Raw genomic sequence first — 22,021 nt, 5'->3', positions numbered from 1 at the left:
CCCGAGCCGCAGGGCGAGTCAGCCCTTTCCGGTGAGTTCGTCCCGCAGCTTCACATAGCTCTCGTATCGGCCGGACGATACGTCCCCGGCCTCGACCGCTTCACGGACGGCACACCCCGGTTCGACGGTATGGATGCAGTCGGCGAACCGGCATGCCTCCAGCAGCGGACGGAATTCGGGAAAACACGACGCCACCTGGCCGGCCTCGATGCCCCAGAGCCCCACTTCGCGCAGACCGGGCGTGTCGGCGATGAACCCGCCATGTGGCAGCGGATGCAGCATCGCCCCCACGGTCGTATGGCGTCCCTTGTTGACGCTCTCACTCACGGCGCCGGTGCGCAGATCGAGCCCGGGAAACAGCGCGTTCATGAGCGACGACTTGCCCACGCCCGACGGGCCAGAGAGCGCCGAACTGCGATGCTCCACCTCGTCGCGCAACGCATCCATGCCCTCACCGGTGCGGATGCTGGTGTGATGCACCGGGTATCCGGCTGCGGCCTGGTCGGCAAAAACCGCCGCGGATACTTCAGGCGCCACCAGATCGGCCTTGTTGATCACGATGCGCGCCGAGAGACCGTTGGCTTCGGCAATCACGAGGAAACGATCGAGCATCCGCGGGTGTGGCTCGGGGCGCGCCGCGGCGAACACCACCAGCACCTGATCGAGATTGGCCACCACGACCCGCTCACCATAGCGCCCACCAGGCATGCGGCGCGCCAGCTTGCTGGTGCGCGGATGGATGTCGGTGATGGCCCACGTTTCCGCATGCTGCGCGTCGCGCGCGAGGGTCACCCGATCACCCACGGCCAGCTTGAGCGCTCCATGCGCCTCGTGCTTGAGGCGCCCGCGCATGGACGCCGAAACGCGGTCGCCCTGCTCCGTGTAGACCTCCCACACACCACCCGTGCCCTGCACCACCACACCCGTCGTCGATGCGGTCACGCGCTCCGTCCGCGAATCAGGGCGTCGAGCGTGGCCTTCACCGACGACAACGGCATGGCGCCCAGTTGATGACGCACCATGCCCTCTGTGGGTCCGGTGACGATGAAGCCGGTTTCGAGATGCCCCTGCACCTCTGGCTCGCCACGTCCCCATCGCACGAAGAACAGGTAGCCGCCCCACGGCGCTGCCCGGTCCCCCGTGGTGTCGGTGAGGATGTCGGCGGAATAGGACTGCCCATCGACGCCTTCGAATGCGGCCGGCCGGCGGTGCACGGCCATGTAGCCGCCCAGGGTGTTCTCATCTCCCGCATCATGATCGGGCGGGATGTGATGCCCATGATGATCGCTCACGATGACTTCAGCGACGGAAGCTCTCTTTCACAATGTTGCCAGCCATGAACGCGATGTTGGCCGGGCGCTCCGCCAGACGTCGCATGAGATACGGATACCACTGGCTGCCGAACGGCACGTAGACGCGCATACGATAACCCTCGCGCACAACCTGTTCCTGCAGGTCGCGGCGCACACCGTACAACATCTGAAACTCGAAACGATCCGGTGCGATGTTCCGCTCCTTCGCGAATCGCTTTGCCTCGGCGATAATCTTTTCGTCGTGTGTGGCGATGCCCGGATACCTGCCGTGCTCCATCAGGCGATGCATGGCCGCCACGTAGTTGCGATCGACGTCCGCCTTGTCGGGGAACGCCACTTCAGGCGGCTCGAGATAGGCGCCCTTGCAGATGCGCACCCGGCACGGCAGCGCATTGGCACGCGCCACATCATCGAGTGTGCGCCGCAGGGCACTCTGCAGCACGATGCCCACGGTGTCCGGAAAGTCCGGAAACAACCTCTGCTCGAACGTATCGAGTGTGCGATCGGTGTACGCGCTCGACTCCATGTCGAGTCGCACGAAGCTGCCGTACTGCTTCGCGCGGGCGAGCACTTCGCGCACGACTTCGACACCCAGTTCATCCGAGATATCCTGGCCGAGTGCGGTGAGCTTCACCGACACGTTCGCATCGAGCTTCCGGTCGGCGATGCGGTCGAGCAGTTCGAGATACTGCCGGCCCGTCTCGCGCGCTTCGGCTTCATTGTGCACGCTCTCGCCAAGGAGATCGAGGGATGCCGTGATCCCCTTGGCGTTGAGCTGCGCCACCGCGTCGAGCGCGGTGGCGATGGTTTCACCGGCCACGAAGCGCGATGCCATCTTGCGCGCGAAGCCGACATTCTTGATCAGATTGAAAATGCGCTGTTGGCGCGAGAGGTACAGCAGTCCCGTCCGAAGCATGCAGTCAAATCAGCGAAGAGGCGTTTTGAGGCGGGCCACGGGTGCATCCTTGCCCTTGGCCAGCGCGGCATCGAAGTGGTTCCAGGTGACCAGACCGTCGTCACTTTCCGGCTCGAGCAGCAACATCGCGACGAGATCGCGCGGCGTGCCGGAGCGCACCACGAACGTCCCGGCCGGCAATGTGCGCGATTCGGTGCGCCAGGCGCCCGTGAGGCTGACTTCCTGGTGTCCCTGGAACGGGCGACCGGACTTGGCCACCGAGTCCACCTGGAAGACTTCCACTGACACCTGCTGCGGTGCGCTCAGTGTGGTCACGGCGATGCCATGCAGCTTGAGCAGGTCGGCCACCCCCGTGTACGACGCATCGAACACGTAGCCACCGCTGGTCGGCGTGCGCGTGAGCGCAGACTCGAACCGATCGACCACCGGCATGCGCTGCGGAGCAATCGCTCCCGTGCGGCGCACACCAAGCGGGACGCCGGGCTCGGTGCGCTGCGTGGAATCGGCGATGCGATCAAGGCGCTCCACCAGTACGGGCTGCGTATCCGGGCGGCTGAAGAAACGACCGCGCACCGGCACGCCCTTGGCCGCAGCCGGGGTGCGTGCCGCAAACGTGCTCGCGGCGGTGCCGGCCTTCACACGGGCCAGAATCTGCGGACGACGCTCCGACACATACGAAAGAATCTCCTGCACAAATGCACGCGTGCTGGCCACGCGGCGCTCGAACGGATCGTGCGAATACGCTTCACTCAGAATGCTGATGCCGCCGCGCAGGCCGTAGTAGTTGGTACCGAAGCGCTGCTTGTGCTCATAGGTCACCCACGCCGACTTGGTCGGCGCAGTGATCGACTCGCGGCCGTCCGCCGAGGAGAAGTTGCCGTACGGGAACACCTCGAAGCTGTGGCGCGCCTTCATGCGGCGACGGATCTCCGGGAGCAGCGTATCGATGGTGAACGGCGCCAGCGGCGCCGCCGGATGCAACGACTGCGAGTACGTGAGCGCGTAGCCGTGGTAGCTGCCGTTCGTGGTGTGCAGATCCATGAACAGATCCGGATTCCACGCATTGAACGCCGCCAGCGCGCCGCGCGTTTCCGGTGCTTCTGCCTTCACGTAGTCACGATTCAGGTCGAGCCCCATGCCGTTCGGGCGCTCACCGATCATGGCCGGGCCGAGCTGCGACCCACGATTGCGGGCCTGGTCGGCCAGCTTCTCGTTGCCGTCGGCGTTGTAGATGGGGATCACCACCACGACGAGCGAATCGAGCACATTGGGCGTCTTGCCGAACGACCACTCCCGCAGCAGCGCGAGCACGGCTTCCTTGCCCTCCACTTCACCCGCGTGGATGTTCGCCTGCAGGTACACGATCGGACGATTGAGACGACGCGCCTCGGCCGGCGTGGACACCTTGGGGCGCGACGCCACCACGAGCGGCAACGAACGGCCATCGGGCGACTTGGCGAGCTCGCTCACCGTGATCGGCGCGCCCATGGCCTTGAGTGAATCGACGAAGCCGATGACATCGGCGTACGTGGACGTCTCGAGGTAGTTCGTGCGTTCGGCGCGCGTGAGTGGTCCGCGGGTGGCCACCGCGCTCTGGGCATCGACCGTGGACGTGAGGCCGAGGGCGGCGCCGAGCAGGCCGAAGGAGAGTGCGCGCACGGAGACGTGGCGCCGGGGGTGCATTTCCTTCACGGACATCAGGACGACAGGCTGGAGGAGACGGCCGCGATCTGCGGCAGATGGCGGCGCTGATGTTGCGCAGTGACGAGCGCCCACTGATAGCCGGTGAGCGTTCCCAATGCAGGATGCGGATAGTTGACGGTGCCCAGCGCACAGCCGGAGGCCGCGATGAGCGCCTCGATCACACGGGCGCGCGCCGTCGACTGGCGGGTGAGGGCTTCGTCGAACGAGATCTGGCCCTTGGGCGACACGAACTCCGGTGCCACACGGCCTCGCGACGGGTCCCAGACCTGAAAGCGTTCGATGGTGGGGGCGATCGCATCGATTTCCGTCTCGGGGATATCCCTGACCTGCTTGATGAAGTTGCCGAGCAGACGGCCAGCCCCATCCTCGACCATGGCGAGATGTTCGATCACCTGCGCGATGGACCACGCGCCTTCGGCAGCGGGCGCGTCGCGATGCGACGCGGGAATGGTCGCCAGCAAGTCATTCATTTCCTGCTGGGCCGCCTGCAGCGCCTGCACCACTTCAGCAGTGCGCGGGTGCAGGGCGGGGGAATTCGCGTTGAGGGTCGTCATCAGTTCAGTGGTGCATGGACATCAAGGGGCGCTTCACCGGGGGCTTCACGGGTGAAACGGCTGCTGGCGGTCTGCGCGGGCCCTGAGCAATTTGGCCGCCTCGAACCGCCCCGGGAAACGTGCGTGCAGGGCATCGAGCTGGGCAACGACATTTTCCAATCCCATCGTGTCCAGGAGGCGGAACGGACCGCCGCGGAAAGGCGGAAAGCCGATACCGAAGACCGCCCCGATGTCGCCATCGCGCGGGGAGCGAATGATGCCCTCGTCGAGGCAGCGCACGGCTTCGTTGAGCATGGGAAGCACCGCCCGCTGCTGGATTTCCTCCACCGACAGGGGCCGTCGCCGCGCGCCCGAGGGCGTCATGGCGTAGATCGACTCATCCACCCCCTGTCTCGTACCGTCAGCGTCGTAGCGGTAGAAGCCTTTGCGGGTCTTGCGGCCCAAACGGCCGCTCGCGATCACCGCCCGCAGCGTGGCCGACGGCTGCATACGGGGGCCGAACGCCGCCTCCATGATCGGCCCCGACTTGCCAGCGATATCGAGTCCCACTTCGTCGAGCAGGGTGAACGGACCCACCGGGAAGCCAAACTGCACGAGCGCCTTGTCCACCTCGTCGATGGACGCGCCTTCATCCACCATGCGCCCGCACTCGTTGAGATACGGCGCGAGGATACGGTTCACATAGAAGCCCGCCCCGTCCTGCACCACGATCACCGTCTTGCCGAGCTGCTTGCCGTAGGCGACGGCGGTGGCCGTGGTCTCAGCGCTCGTCTCAGGCGTGACAATGATCTCGAGCAGCGGCATGCGATGCACCGGCGAGAAGAAGTGCATGCCCAGCACGTTCTCAGGTCGCCGCGCCGCACGCGCGATATCACGAATGGGGATGGTGCTGGTGTTGGATGCGAAGATGGCCGACGGCGCAGCCTCCTCCACCTCACGCAGCACCTGGTGCTTCACATCGATGTCCTCGAACACCGCTTCGATGACCAGATCGACGTTAGCGAAGCCACGGTAGTCCACCGTGCCGCCTACGAGCGACATCGTGTCGTCGAACTGCACGCGCGTGATCTGCCGCTTCTTGAGCCGCTCACGCACCACATCACGCACCGCCTTCACACCGGCCGCGAGACGTTCGATGGTGCCGTCCTTGAGGCGCACGACGGTGCCAGCCTGCACCGCCACGGTGGTGATGCCCGCGCCCATGAATCCCGCACCGAGCACCCCGAGCTTGCGCACAGGATGCTGCGTCACGCTCATGCCGGCCGGCAGACCGGTGTCCTTCTTCAGCGAGGTCGTGGCAAAGAACAGGTACGCGAGCTGACGGCATTCGGGCGACACGGCGAGCTCACCAAAACGCTTCGCTTCTTCCAGCAGGCCAGCCGCGAACGATTCCTGATAGCCACGCTCGATCACCTCGAGGGCGGCGAGCGGCGCGGGGTAGTGCCCGCGCGTCTTCTTCAGCACACTTTCTCGTGCCTTGCGGAAGATGATTGCGCGGCCCACCGAGTTCTCTTCGAGCAGCCGTTCGGCCAGGCCATGGTCGCGCTCACGCACCGCCGAACGGTCGCCGTGCGCCAGTTGCCGTGCGCGGTGCATCGCCACATCGAGCAGGATGGCGGGATGCACGAGCTCGTGGGCGAGCCCCATCTGCAACGCCTTGCGGGCGCGCACATTCTTGCCAGTCAGAATGAGGTCGAGTGCGACCTGCAACCCCACCGTGCGTGGCAACCGTTGCGTGCCGCCGGCACCAGGGATGAGTCCCAGCTGCACTTCGGGCAGCGCCAGTACCGTCTTGGCGTGATCGGTGATGATGCGATGGTGACAAGCCAATGCCACCTCGAGACCACCCCCGAGCGCTGCGCCATGAATGGCCGCAATGACCGGCTTCTTGAGTGCCGCGAGACGGTCGAGCAGCAACTGTCCGCCACGCGAAAGTCGCTCACCATCCACCGGTGCCGTGAGGCGCTGCAGCTCTTCGATATCCGCGCCCGCGATCCAGCTGTCCACCTTCGTGCTGACCAGCACCGCGGCCACGATGGCCGCATCCTGTTCGATGCGCAGGAAGAACTGCTCGAACACCGGCGCCACGCGACTGTTCAGCGTGTTGACCGGCGATCCTGGCTGATCATACGCGATGATCGCGATGCCTTCATGCACGCGCAGTGACAGACCCGTGGTGCTGTCTTCGAGCAGCAGTGAACCTGGCAGCGCAGCGGCTGAAATGCCCGCGCCGGATGATGCTCGGCTCATGTGCGCTCCACGATCATCGCGTGGCCCAGTCCACCGGCGGCGCATACGGTGAGCATGCCGAACTGCGCATCGCGTCGCTGCAGCTCGTTGCACAGCGTGGTCACGATGCGTGCGCCTGTGGCGCCAAACGGATGTCCAATGGAGATGGAACCACCCATGACGTTGAGTCGCTCGGGATCGACTTCGCCGAGCGGCGCACTGAAACCACCTCGCTCGGCCCACGACTGCGACGTGAAACCCTGCAGGTTGCTGAGTACCTGTGCGGCAAATGCTTCGTGCATCTCGATCAGATCGATGTCATGCAGGGCCAGCCCCGCGCGCTGCAGGGCCAGCGGTGCGGCCAGCACGGGCGCCTGCAACAACTGCTCTCCCGGATCGACCGCGGCATAGGCATACGAGCGGATGTATGCGAGCGGTGTGTACCCCAGCGACTTCGCGCGGTCTTCGCTCATGAGCAGCACCGCTGCGCCACCGTCGGTGAGCGGCGAGGCATTGCCGGCCGTGACCGTACCGTACAGCCGATCGAACACCGGCTTGAGCCCCGCCAGTTGTTCGTAGGTGGAGTCGCGTCGCACCCCGTTGTCGGTGGCGAGCATGCTTTCATGCTTGGGCGGCACGGTCACCGGTGCGATCTCCGCCGTCAGCCGTCCGTCGTCGAGCCCCTTGGCCGCCATCTGATGCGAGCGCAGCGCAAAACGGTCCTGCGCTTCCCGTGCGATACCGTTGATCTTGGCCATCTTGTCGGCGCTCTGCCCCATCGTCTCTCCCGTACTCGGTTCGGCGATGGCCGGCGTGATGGGCACGAGATCGCGGGGGCGCAGACGGGCCAGAATCGACACCCGCTGCGAGAGGCTGCGCGCCTTCGAGGCCGCAACCAGAATGTCGCTCATGCCCCGCGAGTGCAGGATCGGCACCTGGGAGAGTGATTCGCTGCCACCGGCGATGGCCACGTCGGCATGGCCGAGCGCGATCTGGTCGGCGGCGTCGGTGATGGCCTGGTTAGCGGACGCACAGGCACGGCCCACCGTGTAGGCCTGGAGCGTCTTGGGGAAGTGCGGCAGCAGCGAGACTTCGCGCGCGAGGTTGGGCGCGGTCACCGAAGGGATGACGGTGCCGAATACCAGCAGGTCGGTCAGAGCCGCGTCGAGTGCGGTCCGCTGCACCAACTCGGCCACAGCCAGTCGACCGAGGTCGATTGCCGTGTAGTCCTTGAGCAGTGTCCCTGAACGCGCAAATGGGGTGCGCACACCGGCGACGATGGCAACGCGCCGGCCGTTTCCAAAAGTGGCCATTCCAGCAAGCTAACGTTCGCCGGGCTGAGTCGCCCACCAGTCACACGATTGTGGTGACCGCTGGCACCACGACCATTTGGCCATGCCACAGGACTGGCCAAGAGACTGTTCGCGGGCGCAATGTGCGATCATGGAACCGACCCAGGGGTGGCGCCCCACCGCGATGGCCGCACTGTCCAGCGAGCCGTTCGACATCCTGATCATCGGTGGCGGTATCACTGGCGCAGGTACCGCACGCGAGGCGGCACTGGCGGGGTACCGGGTGGCCCTGCTGGAGCGGGACGATTTCGGGGCCGGCACCTCATCGCGCTCATCCCGCTTGGTGCATGGCGGGGTGCGCTATCTCGAACACGGGCATCTCGGGCTGGTGTTCGAGTCGAGCCGCGAGCGGCGTTTGTTGCTGTCGCTGGCGCCCCATCTCGTGCGGCCGTTGGCCTTCACCTGGCCTGTGTATCGCGGGGCCCGGGTGCCGCGCTGGAAGGTGCGGGCGGGTCTGGCGCTGTACGATGCGCTCTCGCTCTTCCGGAACGTGCATCGTCACCAGGGGCTCGACCGCGACGGCGTGCTGGCCCAGGAGCCCGCATTGGGCGGTGATGACCTGGTGGGAGGCGCACGCTACTGGGACGCCGCCACTGACGACTCCCGGCTGACACTCGCCAATGCCCAGGCCGCTGCGGATGCCGGTGCTGTGGTGCTCAATCACTGCGCCGCTGCGGCAGGCATTCATGACGGCAGCCGGCTGGTGGGTGTGGTGGCCGAGGATCGGCTCACCGGTGACCGGTTCGAGGTGCGCGCCCGTATCGTCATCAATGCCACCGGGCCGTGGAGCGATGCCACGTCGGCACTGACCGGCGCGGCGCAGGGATCGCAGGTGCTGGGATCGGCGGGGGCGCATGTGGCGGTGCCGCGGCAGCGCATCGGCAATCAGGACGCACTCACCATCGTATCCCCGCTGGATGGACGCGTCATGTTCGTGCTGCCGGCCGGTGCGCACGCCATCATCGGCACCACCGAACAACCCGCACGCCGTGGGCCCGATGACATCCGTGCCACGATCGCCGACGTCACCTATCTGCTGCAGTCGGTGAATCGCGTGTTTCCCTTTGCGCGATTGTCATTGGACGATGTGATCACGGCGTGGTGCGGCATCCGTCCACTCGCTGTGGCGCGGGCGGGTGAACACAACGCCAACTCGGCGTCACGCGAACACGCCATTGCCCGGCGCGCCGATGGGCAACTCAGCGTCACGGGCGGCAAGCTCACGACGTATCGCGCCATGTCGGCCGACATTCTGCATCATGCGCTGCGGGAACTGGGCGAGCGCATGCCCTCACCGGCGACGAGCCGCGAGACGCCGTTGCCGGGTGGTGATGTGAGTTCGCGCGAAGCGGTGATCACCGAAGCCAGTGCCACCACGCACGATGTGGCCGTTGGTGAACGGCTGGCGCAGGCCTATGGCAGCCGCTGGCGCAATGTGTGGAGCTATGTGCAGCGCGATCCTGCTCTGGGCGGGCGCATGTCGGACGACCTGCCCTATCTCGCCGCCGAGGTGGCGCATGCGGTGGAGCGGGAGTGGAGCTGCACCTTTTCGGACGTGCTGATTCGGCGCACGCACCTGGCCTTTGAAACACGCGACCATGGTGTGGCCGCCGCACGTCGTATCGCGCCACTGATGCAAGCCCGGCTTGGCTGGAGCGACGCCGAACGCAACCGCCACCTGGCGGACTACGAAGCGGACGTGGCGCGCCTGTTCACGATCGACGATCTGGCCTGACGCGACGTCAGCGAACGAGCAGCACCTTGCCTGTGCGTGCACTTTGCGCGGCCATCGTGACCGCGTCATGCAGCTGCGTGAGCGGGAAGGTGGCCTGAATGCGCGCGGCCAACTCACCGCGGCGAATCATGCCAGCGAGGGCATCGTACAGCACCTGCTGCTCGGCGACAGGTGTGCGACGGAACCAGTGCACCAGCCAGAACCCCCGCACCGTGATGTCGCGAAAGATCAGGGTCCGCGGGGTGATACGGCTCGACTCACCGCCCGACGCGCCGTAGTTCACCACCGTACCCGTAGGCGCCAACGCGGAAGCGATGCGTTCCGTGGCGCTGCCTCCAACCGCATCGAGCCCAAGCCGGATCTTCGCACGCTGCGTGGCGTCCACCACGCGCTCCGGCAGGTCGGGACCATCGAGCAGCACGATATCGGCGCCCATCTGCTGCAGCGGGGCGATGAGTTCTTCACGACGCACCACGTTGACCGTGCGCAGCCCACGACGCCTGGCGAGCTGAATGACGTACTCACCCACGCCGCTGTTGGCGGCGTTCTGGATGATCCACTCATCTCGCTCCAGCGGCACGAAGTCACGCAGCAGCAGTTCGGCCGTGGGAGGATTCACCCGCACCATGGACAGCTGCAGCGGATCGGCATCCGTGGGCACCGCCCACAGACGATCGGCGGGGACCAGCATGTGCGAGGCCCACGTGCCGTAGCCCGGCGGCATGACGACGCGCTCACCGATACGCGAAGCATTCACGCCTTCACCTACGGCCACCACTTCTCCCACCGCTTCGTTTCCGGCCACGGCGGGCAGCGGTGGCAACAATCCGTACTGCCCCGTGATCGTCAGCAGGTCGGATGGGTTGATGGGTGCGGCAAGCATCTCCACCAACGCTTCGCCTGGTCCAGGGACGGGCGTTTCGCGCTCGACCAGGTGCAGCAGGGCATGCAGCGCCGGACCGCGCTCGGTGTATTCAGCGCGGATCATCGGACGCGCCGCATCACACGACTTCTTCGGCGTTGCGATCGTGAATGGTGTGCAGTTCCACGATCTGCAGCTTGCGAATGCGCGTGGGCAGCTTGAGGATGGCTTCTTCACCCACGGCCTTCCCCTGCAGCGCACGGCCGATGGGCGAACCCATGGTCACGTGTCCGTCGTGCAATTCCCCCGCATCACCGAACACGAGTTCGTACGTCTCGCGGGACTTGGACTGCGCATCCTCCACCACGACTTTCGAACCCAGACCGACGCGATCGCCCGGAATCTGCGTGATGTCGATGTTGGCGAGCTTGGTGACGCGCTGCGTGAGCTGGCCCAGGCGCGCCTGCACAAACTGCTGGCGCTCGAGCGCAGCCTTGTACTCGCTGTTCTCCTTCAGGTCGCCCAGTTCGACGGCTTTCCGGATTTCGTTGGGCAGCGTGACGTTGAGCTCGAACTGGAGCTTTTCAACTTCACGCGCCATCTGGGCGATGAGTTCCTGGAACATGCGCTTTCAGCTCACGGACGGGTAATAAAGGCGAGCGCCCGACCGTTCCCGGCCGGGCGCGTTTCCTCAGGGGCAATATGCCACTTCTCCTGATGACTTCAAGCCATCGAGGGGCTGGGCGGTGCCAAACACGTGGCACCCCGGAGCCGTGTGAAGGTTCCCCGAGTGACGTCCTGCGTTCACACGTCGACGCGCGCGGCGATTTCGTTGGCCTGCGCGGCGTGCGCATCGATCACGGCCTGCGCCGCTTCTGCCGGATCGTCAGTGAGCGTGAGCAAATCGAGATCACCCGGTGACACCTTGCCCTCTGCCGCGACACGCGACGTGATCCAGCGGACCAGCCCCGCCCAGTAGTGACGGCCGAAGAGAATGATGGGGAACTGGTAGATCTTGCCCGTCTGTACCAGCGTGAGCGCCTCGAAGAGTTCATCGAGCGTGCCGAAGCCGCCGGGAAAGATGATGAACGCATTCGAATACTTGATGAACATCGTCTTCCGCACGAAGAAGTAGCGGAAGTTGACGAGTGTATCCACGTACGGATTGGCGCCCTGCTCGAACGGCAACTCGATGTTGCATCCCACCGAATGTCCCTTGCCTTCGCGCGCGCCCTTGTTGGCGGCCTCCATGATTCCGGGGCCTGCGCCAGTAATGATGGAGAACCCCTGTTCGGCGAGCAGTCGGGCCGTTTCGCGCGCCGCCTGGTACTGCGGATCGTCGGGGCCCGTGCGCGCTGAGCCAAAGATCGTGACGCCCTTCTGCACATCGGCCAGCGCGTCGAATCCTTCGACAAACTCGGACGTGATGCGCTGCACGCGCCACGGATCGCTCAGCGTGAACGACGCCGTGGCTTCACTCGGCGCCTGCAACAGCTTTTCGTCTTCCGTGAGCATCGGCCGATCACGGATAGCCTGGTCCACCAGGCGCGGGTCCATGCGCCGCACCGCCCGTGCACCACTCGACACCAGCGTGCGTGTGCCCGCGGGTTCACGTCCGGCCTTCCGGTGCCCTTCCTCCGTGCGCTCCTTCAGCCCCTCGAGCGACGCATGCTCGGCGCGGGCGCGGGTGCTGGGTGACGCGGTCTTGCCACCGGCGGTCTTGGGCACGTGCTTTGCGCTCTTTTCAGTGGGCCTGCCGGCGGTCTTGGCCGACACTTTCGTGGACGTTTTTGCGGGCGCCTTTGCTACGGCTCGGGTCGTCTTGGCGAGAGTGCGGGACGACGTCTTTTCAGGCGTCTTTCCAGCAGCGGAACGACGGGGCTTGGCCATGAGGAATTCGGTGGGAGATGCGGGGGCACCGATAGCGCGGTCCATCCGCTACGATGTGAACGCATGATGCATGATATCACCCCGCCCAGGCACCTGCTGCTGGTCGTGGCGGACGGGCTTCGACCGGATGTGCTGTCGGAGTGCATGGACCGTGGCGACGTGCCCACATTGGCCGCGTTGCGCACTCGTGGCAGTTACCACGAAGTCAGCGCGTCGTTCCCTTCGGTCACGGGGCCAGCGTACGTGCCGTTTCTCATGGGACGCCATCCGGCGCGTGTGGGACTGCCCGGGTTGCGCTGGTACGACCGCGCCCGTTCCCTCAAGTGGGCTCCTGCACAGGCACGGAGTTATGCCGGCATCGACATCTGGCATGTCGATCATGATGTGGACCGAACGGCTCCCACACTCTTTGAATTGGCACGCCCTTCGCTGAGCGCCATGAGCATGCTTGGGCGTGGCGCATCGCAGGGACGCATCGGGCGTTCCATTGCGTGGATGTGGCGCGTCGCAGCAGCCCATTTCCGTGGTGATCTCGAGACATGGCGTCGCGTGGAACAGATGGCGACCCAGCAATTTCTCGATCGGTTTGCGCAGGTACGCCCGCGCTTCTCGGTGCTGGCGGTGACGGGTCCTGACAAGTTCGCCCATCAGCGCGGGCCGTTTTCCGAGATCGTGCGGCGTTCCGTGCTGGACATCGAACAGGCGGTCACCATGGCCAAGGCGCATGCCGATCGCGATGGCTGGGGCGATCGATTGCATGTGTGGCTGGTGGGCGACCACGGTCACGCGCCGGTGAAGCAGCACGACGACCTGCATGGCTGGCTGGAGAGTGAGTCGCTGCGCGTGCTCGCACATCCGGGGCTTTTCACGCGCCGACCCGACGTGGCGCTGATGGTCGGGGGCAATGCGATGGCACACATCTATCTCGAGCCACAACACCGCACACGGCGCTGGTGGGGTGAACAACCCGCGCGCTGGCATCGCCTGCACGATCGCCTGCTGACCCGTCCCTCGGTGGACCTCTTGGTGGTGGCCGAATCGGAAACGATCACCCGCGTGGAGCATGCGTCGCGTGGTGCTGCACAAATCGTGCACACACCAGCCGATCAATTCAGCCGGGAACGATGGTCCTACCGGTCGGTGAACGGTGGCGATCCGCTGCAATTGGGCGGCACGCTCGAACAACTCGATGCCTTCGACGCGTGGACGGCATCGGTGGACACCGACTACCCCGACGCGCTGGTGCAGCTGGCCCTGCTCGCCCCATCCGCCCGCGCTGGTGACATCATCATCTCGGCCAGTCGCGAATGGGATCTGCGCGCCCGATACGAGCCGGTGACCCATGTATCCACGCACGGCGCGCTGCTGCGTGACCAGATGTCCACACCGTTGCTGCTCGACCTGGCGCCGGCGCGCGCGCCGCAGCGCACGGCCGACGTCGTACCGAGCGCGCTCGACCTGTTGGGACTGCCGCCACTGGAGCAGGCCGAGGCGCGATCATTTCTTCGGGCAGGGTGAACCGCTGAGAAACCGCGCGCAGTCGTTCTACTCCGTGCGGTTGCGGCTGCGCTCGGGATCGAAACCTTCCGGATAGCGCTTGCGCAGCTTGTCGATGTTGCGCTGTGCGATGTCGTCGAGCGACATGTCCAGCACGGTGGCGAAAGCACCAATGTACCAGAGACAGTCTCCCAACTCCTTCGCCAGTGCATCGCGATCGAGCGGGGTGGCATGGAACAGGTGCTTCTTGATCACTTCCGCCACTTCCCCGGCTTCACCGGTGAGGCCGAGGGCGGCGTTGGCCAGTTGCTGTTCGTGTGTGCGATCGCGCCCAAGGGTGCGCGCCGCCAGTTGCTGATACTCGTCGAGGGTCATGCCCCCAAAGATATTCAGCGGAATATCAGGCGGCGAGCAGTGTGGTTGCGTGCGGCAGCTCGGTTTCCAGTTCGTCCAGCAGCGACTCGAGTTCGATGCTGTCGATGCCCAGCACACTGAGCGCGCCGGGGTGCGGCGAGCTGCTCTCCACAGTGTGCACGTAGCCGATCCCCAACTGGGCTGCCAGTACATCCGCGAGGTGAATCAGCGCCGCCCATCGTTGCTCATCGCCCGACAGACCGGAGAAGTCGTGGTGATAGCGGCAGGCGAGGCCGAGCGACGGCGGGAAGTTCCACGCATCGCACAACGCCCCGCCGAACTGCTCGTGCGTGGCGCCGATCTGCTCGAGCTCGAGCTCCCGGAATGTGGGTGCGCCAGGCGTGCCGGCCCGCTGCATGATGAGCGTGAACTCAGGGAGCCAGGCCTGCATCGCGACAATGATGCCGATGTCGTGCAGCAGGCCGGCCAGCATGGCCTCCTCTGGCAGGCCGATGCCTGTGCGCAAGGACACCGCACGCGCCGCCGTGCCCACCGCGACGCTGTGCGCCCACAGGTCGGCCGGGTCGAAACCGACAATGCTGCGCCGACCGCGGAACAGCCGATGCAGGCTGGCCGCCAGTGCGATGCTGCGAATGGCCTCCACCCCGAGCAGCCGAATCGCCGCACGCGGCGTGGACACTTCACGCTGCCGTCGGTAGAAGGCCGAGTTCACCACCTTGAGCACTCGGGCCGCGAGTGACGGATCGGAGATGAGGATGTCGTGCACCATCTCCTCGGTGGCCGCGGGATTCTCGGCCACCCGCATGATGCGCAGCGCGACATCGGGGAGCGTGGCCAGAGCGCCCACGCGGCTCAATGTCGCGCGGATGATGAAATCCTTCACGCAGCCTCCTGCGCATTCGGGCTGATGCCCAGCTTGTTGCCGGCGACGGCGTTCGACCGCCACCAGTCCTCGAGCGCATCCGCGGTGAGCGGACGCGCCAGCAGAAATCCCTGTCCATACGTGTAACCCAACGCCTGCAGTAGCACGAGCTGATCCACACGCTCGATTCCCTCCGCGATCACCTCGAGTCCGAGGTTCTCGGCCAGCGACATCACGGCGTGCAACAGTGCCGAGTAGCCCCGTCCGCGACTGATGTTTTCCGTGAGGGCGCGATCCACCTTGAGGGTGTCGAACGGGAACTCCTGCAGACACGACAGCGACGAGTAGCCGGTGCCAAAGTCGTCCATGGCCAGACGTACGCCATGGCTCTTGAATTCGGCCATGAGATCGGCAGCCAGCGATCGCTGCTGCATGATGTGCGATTCGGTGACTTCGAGCTGCAGACACTCGGGCGGCATCCCGAGCTCGTCGAGAATAGCCATGGTACGCTTGGCCAACTGCGGGTCGGTGAGCTGTACGCGCGAGAGATTCACGCTGATGTAGCGCGGCGCCCAATCAGGCGTTTCGCTGCGCCAGCGCAGAAACTGCCGGCAGGCTTCGCGCAACACGATTTCCGACAATGGCAGGATCAGACGCGTTTCTTCGGCGATCGGGATGAACTGCGCGGGTGAGATACTCCCCAGCTCCGGATGCCGCCAGCGCAACAGCACCTCCACGCTCTCGAGGCGTCGGTCTTCGAGCGACAGGATGGGCTGATAGGCGAGGTACATCTGCTCGGTGCCAATGGCCTCCCGCAGCGCGTTTTCGAGCTGCATGCGGTAGCGCACCGCTTCGCGCATGTCGCTCGTGAACAGGGCATGACAGCCCTTGCCGCGTGCCTTGGCCTCGTACATGGCGATATCCGCATCGCGCAGCATATCGGCCGCTTCCGTGTATCCTTCGCTGCTGTGCACGATACCGATGCTGGCGCTCGACCGCACGATATGCTGCTCGAGATGATACGGCAGCTCGATGATCTCGATCAGGCGGTCGGCCACCGCTTCAGCGGCAGCGGCATCATGCGTGCCCTCGAGGATGACGATGAACTCGTCACCGCCCAGTCGGGCGACCGTGGAGCCGCCCACATCGCGGGCCACGCTGTCATGCACGCGCAGGTTGGTGCGCAAGCGCTGGGCGAGCTCGGTGAGCAACATGTCACCGAACGCGTGGCCAAGGCTGTCGTTGATCAGCTTGAAGCGATCGAAATCGATGAACATCAGCGAGAACGACTCTTCGGCATTGAGCCGCACCCGGTCGATGGCGTGCTGCAGGCGCCACTGCAAGAGGGCGCGGTTGGGCAGGCCGGTGAGCGGGTCGATGTGCGCCGCACGACCGAGGTCGTCCAGCATGCGCCGCCGTTCGATGAGCGACTGCACGCGGGCGCGCAGCTCAGCGCCGAAGAACGGCTTGCGGATGTAGTCCGAGGCGCCGGCTTCATAACACGCGGTGAGCACATCGCGCTGTTCGCTGGCGGTGATGACCACCACCGGCACATCGCCGAGTGACGGGTGCTGGCGGAGCTGCGGCAGCGTTTCCACGCCGGTCGCGTCCGGAAGCTCCTGATCGAGCAGGATGAGATCCGGACGCATCGCGATGGCCTGCGCCACCCCGCCGCGCGCATCGTGGGCACTGGCGAACTGCACGTTGAGTGGGCGCAGCATTGCCTCGACGAGCGCATGAATGTCCGCGTCGTCATCGATGAGCAACACTTTGGCCGGCGGCTGGGCCAGGCGGCGCCAGTCTTCCCGTCGTCGATCAGTCATCACATACACTCCAGAGTCATATCCTGCGCCCCGCGCTGTGCCGCGCGGGCAAGTTGCTGCAATCGATCCATCGTCGTGCCGCACGCGGCGGCGCCGTCCCGCACCATCTGCTGCTCCAGCTCACGCGCCAGATCACTCACGGCCGGATAACCGTAGCTGCCCGCCGCTCCCTTGAGCTGGTGGGCAAACTGAGCGGCGCGGTCGAGCTTTCCATCCCGTAGGGCTTCGGCAATCGTGCCCACCCGGTCGGGTAGTGCTTCGGCAAACTTTGCCACGAGCACGGTCAATTCCGGTTCGCCTGCCATCTCACTGCGCAGGATGTCCGGAAAAATGTCGGCGTCCGTGCGCAGCCAGTGCGCGCAGGTCGCAATGAGTGCCGCGCGATCAATCGGCTTGCTGGCGTAGTCGTCACACCCAACCTGCAGGCAACGCGCGCGGTCTTCGGCCATGGCGTGCGCCGTGAGCGCGATGATGGGCATGGTCTCGCCGCGTGCGCGCAACGTAGCCGTCAGCGTATAGCCGTCCATCTCCGGCATTTGCATGTCGGTGACAAGCAGATCGAACGGCGCCCCTGCTGCAGATGCCCACTCCAGTGCCTCCAGCGCCTGACAGCCGTTGGGGGCTACCGTGACGTCGGCTCCCGCGGCGCGCAGCAACAACGCGATGAGACGCTGATTGTCTTCACCATCTTCCGCCAGCAGGATGCGTCCGCGCAGCGAGAGTACGGCCGGACGCTGCACGACAGCGGCCACGGTATCGGCATGTTCGAGCCGCGCGCTGTCCAACTGGTCGACAAATGGTGATGCCGCGATGACTTGCAACGGCAACCGCAGTTCGAAGTGCGAGCCCCGTCCCGGCGCTGTATGCAGCAGACGCACGTCACCGCCCATAAGCGTGGCCAGACGTCGGCAGATGGTGAGCCCGAGCCCTGTGCCACCGTGGCGCCGGGTAACCGAGCCGTCGGCCTGCGTGAAGGGCTGGAAGAGCCCCGTCGCCTGCTGGTCCGACATGCCCGGACCGGTGTCATCGACGGTGATGGCGAGCCAGTCCTGTCCTTCCACCAACTCGGCGCCCGCCTCGATGGTGACACGACCGTGTTCGGTGAACTTCACCGCATTGCCGACGAGGTTCATGAGGATCTGCCGCACGCGCGTCGGATCGGCAGTCACCCGCGACGGCACGGCATTGCGCAAACGTGTCTCGAGCGTGAGTCCTTTGCCGGCCGCACGGGCGCGCATGAGGCTTTCCACCTCGAGCAGCAGTGCGGGCAGATCACATGCGACGGGTTCGATCTCCAGTCGACCAGCCTCGATGCGCGAGATGTCGAGGATGTCATTGAGCACGGCGAGCAAATGTTCACCCGCGCGCTGAATGGTCTCCAGTGCCTGCAGCTGATCCCGCGGCGCGGCGCTGCGCACCGCCTCCTCACGCAACAGGTCGGTGTGACCCAGGATTGCCGTGAGCGGCGTGCGGATTTCGTGGCTCATGTTGGCGAGGAACTCGCTCTTGCTGCGATTCGCCGCCTCGGCGTACTGCTGAGCGTGCCGCAGGGCGTCTTCGCGCTCGATGGCCTCGGTGACATCCATGACGGTGCCAATGAGTCCCACGCGCGTGCCATCGGCACGACGCTGCACACGTCCTTCCCCACGCACCCAACGTACCGATGGATTGCGACCGGAAGTGCGTAGCAACACAGAGTACGGCTCACCGCTGTCGAAGGTGCGCTGAATGGCGGCGCGCAGCACCGGCACATCTTCCGGATGGTAGTGCTCATCGGCCACTTCTTCCGGCGTCGGCGCCCCCTGGGCACGATCGCGCCCGAACAGCGCGAACAGCTCATCGGACCACTGCAACTGGCGTGTTGCGGTGTCGAAAGACCAGCTGCCGAGGTGTGCCATGGACTGGGCATCGGCAAGCTGTTGGGCCGTGCGTTGTGCGACCTGTGCGAGACGCTCGAATTCCACACTGCGGGTGGCCACGGCCACATGTTGCCGGCGCAGCAATCGCACAGCGGGTTCGACCACCACCAGTGCGATGCCCAGCAGCAGTGCAAAGAGCAACGCGGCCATCACCCAGGCCGCACGAATACCACGCTGCACCGACTCGGCCTGATGACGTTGCAGCAGATCGAGCACCACCTCGGTGTGCGCCCGCAGGGCCTCGGCGCGAAGCTGAATCATCGCGACTGCAGTGGACCGCTCAACCGGCGTGTGCAGCGGCGTCAGCGCCTCGACGCTGGTGTGCAACGCCTCGCGATCGGCGCGGTTGCGAACCAGCACCCCCCAGGCGGAGTGCGCCGTGGGCGTGTCGCCATTTCTGAGGCGTGCGGTCAGTTGATCAATGCGTCGCGCTTCATCGAGCAACGACGCGAGTTCGTTCGTGAGATGCCGGACTTCGGTGGGCTCGGAGTCGGCAGCACCGGCAAAGCGCATGATGCGTTCGCTGTGCAGGCGCTGGCGGCTCACCAGCGTGGACAGTTCCCCTTCCGCACGCCGATTGTCTTCGGCCTTGAGGTGTCCCCACAGTGCACCGCCCACGAGGGCGGCGAACACCAGTAGCGAGGCATGCACGGCAATGCGGACGCGGCGGTGCGGGCTGCCCGGCACGCGAAACGTGCCCGTTTGCACCTGGCTCAGGCGGGCATCGACATGGCGGCGGTAGAGCGTCCAGCCGACCAGGGGCCCCACCACCACGGCGAGACCGAGTGCGTTCAGCAGACCACGCACACCATCGCTGACATCGATGGGTGCCAGCACCACCGCTTCGTACAGCGCGATCTCGACCAGCATGGTCAGCGCCACGAACTGCAACACATCCGTCCACCAGGCTCGCAGGCGGCGACGGGGACGTGAGATTGAGGGCGGCTGAACAGGCATCGGGCGACGACGGTGCGGAAATTCCCGGTGACGGCCACGCCTGGATCAATCGATCCGGGTGCCCGTCGCGGGAGACGGAAGCAGCAGCGGCACCAGCGTCGGCGTCCGCTGTCGAGTATCGGCGGCGCGCAACAGGCGCTTGATGGTGTTCAGAGGGAGAAACCACCAAACCGGTGCGAAATCCGGGATGATTCGTACAAGTGGTCCCAGCTTTCTCCGGGCACCGTCACACCACTGGCACGACCGTTTCAGGCTTCCATGCCCAGCGCTGTTTATATTGCCCGGATGGCGTGGATTTCCCTGACGACGACCCTGGCACTGCGAGCGCTGCTGAACCCGGCGCTGGCCGTCGACCTGTTGCGGGTCGCGTGGCGCTTCCGCCATCGGCACTGGTACCGTCGCCTGCCATTCCTGCCACTGCCCGCGATGACATACGTGCGTTGGCGCATGTACACGGCGTATGGCGACGAACACGCCGTGCCGCCGGCCGGTGATGTGATCGCCTTTGCGCGCTGGCTCGGACGCCAGCCCTGAACCACCGCGGCGCTCGCGTGATCACTCCGGTCGTGCCTCCCGCCAGCTCCTCGCCCACGTCGTCGCTCAGCCAGCGACTGATTGCCCAAGCCTACGGGCTGGGGTTCGATGCGGCCGGCATCGCCGAACTGGGTGAACCTGTGACACGCGCAGAATTCGATGCCTGGCTGGCGGCCGGGCATCACGGCAACATGGGATATCTCGATGGCCCCGGCGCCGAGCTGCGGCATGACAGCCGGCGTCCACACCCCGGGGCCACGCATGCTCTGGTGCTGGCCGCGTCATACGGCGGACGGGAGCCATCGGGCCCCGTCGCGCGATACGCCCGCGGTGATGACTACCACGAAGTGCTGCGAGAGCGGGTGCGTGAATTGCACCGCTGGTTGGAGCAGGAAGTGGGCACGTCCATCGACGCCCGTCCGTACGTGGACAGCGCGCCCATCCTCGAGCGCGATCTCGCGCAGCGTGCAGGGCTCGGCTGGTTCGGCAAAAACGCCATGCTGATCTCGCCACAGGCGGGGTCGTTCGTGTTTCTCGCCTCCTTGTTCATCGCGCATCCGCTCGAGGCCAGCGCGCCATTCGAAGCCGATCGCTGCGGGTCGTGCACACGCTGCCTGGACGCGTGTCCCACCGAAGCGATCACTGCCCCCCGCACTGTGGATGCGCGGCGGTGCATCAGCTACCTCACCATCGAACTGCGTGAGGGCATCCCCGAAGCGCTGCGCCCGGCCATCGGGTCCTGGATGTATGGCTGCGACATCTGCCAGGACGTGTGTCCATGGAACCGGCGGTTTTCGCAGCCCATCCGGTTCGAGGAGTTCCAGGCACGATCGTTCTTCGAGGAGGACGATCCACGAGCCATGGCGCGCTCGGTGCTGATGATGGATGCAGCGGACTATCGCGAGACGTTTCGCGGTTCGGCGATGAAACGCGCCAAGCTGTGGATGCTGCAGCGCAACGCCGCCGTGGTGCTGGGCAATGTGGGCACGGCAGACGATCTGCCAGTGCTGGAAGCGGCGGCCGAGTTGCACGAAGAGCCGCTGGTGCGCGAGCACGCCACGTGGGCGATCACGCGCGTCCTGGAGCGCCAAGCGAATTGAGGATGCGGCACTCGGACATCGCGTGTCCGCTGTCGCAGCACTGGGTGAGCTTGGAGAGTGCATCACGCAGCGTGAGCAGTTGCTCGAGCTTGCGATCCACTGCCACGAGCTGCTCACGCGCCAGTCGATCCACTTCATCGCACGGATGATCGGGCTGCTCGGAGAGGTGCAGCAGATTGCGCACCACATCGAGCGAGAATCCAAGGTCCCGGGCGCGCCGAATGAACGTCAGGCGCTGCACATCGGTGGCGCCGTAGCGGCGATAGCGCCCGTTGCCCTTCCGGTCGGCCGCTGGCAGTACCCCCACCCGCTCGTAGTACCGAATCGTCTCGGGCGTGGTGCCGGTGTGCTCGGCCAGCTCGCTGATGATCAGGCCTGCATCGGTGCTCGTCATACGTC

At 65.7% G+C, this 22,021-nt stretch carries 19 protein-coding genes; 4 read left to right on the top strand and 15 right to left on the bottom strand.

Annotated elements, in window-relative coordinates:
- Positions 1-18 precede the first annotated feature (18 nt).
- Genes rsgA through fadI form a run of 7 tightly spaced genes read right to left on the bottom strand, consistent with a single transcriptional unit; the run spans position 19 to position 8,029 of the window.
- Positions 19-942, bottom strand: a complete 924-nt coding sequence (gene rsgA, locus VGE27_RS04510; RefSeq protein ID WP_331048439.1) for a ribosome small subunit-dependent GTPase A — start codon at positions 940-942, stop codon at positions 19-21.
- The gene (locus VGE27_RS04505) at positions 939-1,292 is read right to left on the bottom strand and encodes a hypothetical protein (RefSeq protein WP_331048438.1); all 354 of its coding nucleotides are present in this window, start codon (positions 1,290-1,292) and stop codon (positions 939-941) included. The genes rsgA and VGE27_RS04505 overlap by 4 nt, the downstream gene beginning before the upstream one ends.
- A 7-nt stretch (positions 1,293-1,299) precedes the next feature.
- Positions 1,300-2,229: a proline dehydrogenase family protein gene (locus tag VGE27_RS04500; RefSeq protein WP_331048437.1), complete on the bottom strand. Its 930-nt coding sequence runs from the start codon at positions 2,227-2,229 to the stop codon at positions 1,300-1,302.
- Positions 2,230-2,238: 9 nt separating this feature from the next.
- Positions 2,239-3,888: a M14 family metallopeptidase gene (locus VGE27_RS04495; RefSeq protein WP_331048436.1), complete on the bottom strand. Its 1,650-nt coding sequence runs from the start codon at positions 3,886-3,888 to the stop codon at positions 2,239-2,241.
- A gap of 38 nt (positions 3,889-3,926) precedes the next feature.
- The gene (locus tag VGE27_RS04490) at positions 3,927-4,487 is read right to left on the bottom strand and encodes a DinB family protein (protein ID WP_331048435.1); all 561 of its coding nucleotides are present in this window, start codon (positions 4,485-4,487) and stop codon (positions 3,927-3,929) included.
- A gap of 45 nt (positions 4,488-4,532) precedes the next feature.
- Entirely contained in the window at positions 4,533-6,737 is a 2,205-nt protein-coding gene (fadJ, locus tag VGE27_RS04485; RefSeq protein WP_331048434.1) for a fatty acid oxidation complex subunit alpha FadJ, read from the bottom strand.
- Positions 6,734-8,029: an acetyl-CoA C-acyltransferase FadI gene (gene fadI, locus VGE27_RS04480; protein WP_331048433.1), complete on the bottom strand. Its 1,296-nt coding sequence runs from the start codon at positions 8,027-8,029 to the stop codon at positions 6,734-6,736. The genes fadJ and fadI overlap by 4 nt, the downstream gene beginning before the upstream one ends.
- A 130-nt stretch (positions 8,030-8,159) precedes the next feature.
- Here fadI and VGE27_RS04475 point away from each other — a divergent pair, with 130 nt between their 5' ends.
- Entirely contained in the window at positions 8,160-9,803 is a 1,644-nt protein-coding gene (locus VGE27_RS04475) for a glycerol-3-phosphate dehydrogenase/oxidase (RefSeq protein WP_331048432.1), read from the top strand.
- A gap of 7 nt (positions 9,804-9,810) precedes the next feature.
- Here the strand turns inward: VGE27_RS04475 and VGE27_RS04470 are convergent, their stop codons facing one another.
- The 3 genes from VGE27_RS04470 to VGE27_RS04460 all read right to left on the bottom strand — a co-directional run bounded on the left by VGE27_RS04470 (position 9,811) and on the right by VGE27_RS04460 (position 12,222).
- Complete coding sequence (locus VGE27_RS04470) at positions 9,811-10,791, bottom strand: zinc-dependent alcohol dehydrogenase family protein (protein WP_331048431.1); 981 nt, start codon at positions 10,789-10,791, stop codon at positions 9,811-9,813.
- Positions 10,792-10,804: 13 nt separating this feature from the next.
- On the bottom strand, positions 10,805-11,290 hold the full coding sequence (locus VGE27_RS04465) for a GreA/GreB family elongation factor (protein ID WP_331048430.1): 486 nt from the start codon (positions 11,288-11,290) through the stop codon (positions 10,805-10,807).
- A 179-nt stretch (positions 11,291-11,469) separates the two neighbouring features.
- On the bottom strand, positions 11,470-12,222 hold the full coding sequence (locus tag VGE27_RS04460) for a TIGR00730 family Rossman fold protein (protein WP_345787983.1): 753 nt from the start codon (positions 12,220-12,222) through the stop codon (positions 11,470-11,472).
- A 396-nt stretch (positions 12,223-12,618) separates the two neighbouring features.
- Between VGE27_RS04460 and VGE27_RS04455 the strand changes: the two genes are divergently transcribed.
- Entirely contained in the window at positions 12,619-14,073 is a 1,455-nt protein-coding gene (locus VGE27_RS04455; protein WP_331048428.1) for an alkaline phosphatase family protein, read from the top strand.
- Between the two features lie 27 nt (positions 14,074-14,100).
- Here the strand turns inward: VGE27_RS04455 and VGE27_RS04450 are convergent, their stop codons facing one another.
- Genes VGE27_RS04450 through VGE27_RS04435 form a run of 4 tightly spaced genes read right to left on the bottom strand, consistent with a single transcriptional unit; the run spans position 14,101 to position 19,988 of the window.
- Entirely contained in the window at positions 14,101-14,427 is a 327-nt protein-coding gene (locus tag VGE27_RS04450) for a nucleoside triphosphate pyrophosphohydrolase family protein (RefSeq protein WP_331048427.1), read from the bottom strand.
- A gap of 25 nt (positions 14,428-14,452) precedes the next feature.
- A complete protein-coding gene (locus tag VGE27_RS04445; protein ID WP_331048426.1) occupies positions 14,453-15,310 on the bottom strand; it encodes an HDOD domain-containing protein in 858 nt (285 codons plus the stop codon).
- The gene (locus VGE27_RS04440; RefSeq protein WP_331048425.1) at positions 15,307-17,112 is read right to left on the bottom strand and encodes a putative bifunctional diguanylate cyclase/phosphodiesterase; all 1,806 of its coding nucleotides are present in this window, start codon (positions 17,110-17,112) and stop codon (positions 15,307-15,309) included. The genes VGE27_RS04445 and VGE27_RS04440 overlap by 4 nt, the downstream gene beginning before the upstream one ends.
- The gene (locus VGE27_RS04435; RefSeq protein WP_331048424.1) at positions 17,112-19,988 is read right to left on the bottom strand and encodes an ATP-binding protein; all 2,877 of its coding nucleotides are present in this window, start codon (positions 19,986-19,988) and stop codon (positions 17,112-17,114) included. Before VGE27_RS04435 ends, VGE27_RS04440 begins: the two co-directional genes overlap by 1 nt.
- A 285-nt stretch (positions 19,989-20,273) precedes the next feature.
- Between VGE27_RS04435 and VGE27_RS04430 the strand changes: the two genes are divergently transcribed.
- Entirely contained in the window at positions 20,274-20,522 is a 249-nt protein-coding gene (locus VGE27_RS04430; protein ID WP_331048423.1) for a hypothetical protein, read from the top strand.
- 17 nt (positions 20,523-20,539) lie between these two features.
- On the top strand, positions 20,540-21,622 hold the full coding sequence (gene queG / locus VGE27_RS04425) for a tRNA epoxyqueuosine(34) reductase QueG (protein ID WP_331048422.1): 1,083 nt from the start codon (positions 20,540-20,542) through the stop codon (positions 21,620-21,622).
- On the opposite strand, the gene VGE27_RS04420 is transcribed toward queG, so the two are convergent.
- Entirely contained in the window at positions 21,591-22,016 is a 426-nt protein-coding gene (locus VGE27_RS04420; protein ID WP_331048421.1) for a helix-turn-helix domain-containing protein, read from the bottom strand. The genes queG and VGE27_RS04420 overlap by 32 nt on opposite strands.
- Positions 22,017-22,021 lie beyond the last annotated feature (5 nt).

The sequence above is a fragment of the Gemmatimonas sp. genome, assembly GCF_036405635.1.
Classification (GTDB): domain Bacteria; phylum Gemmatimonadota; class Gemmatimonadetes; order Gemmatimonadales; family Gemmatimonadaceae; genus Gemmatimonas.
Note: the sequence above shows the minus strand (reverse complement) of the source record. Positions and strands in the feature narration are given on the sequence as shown.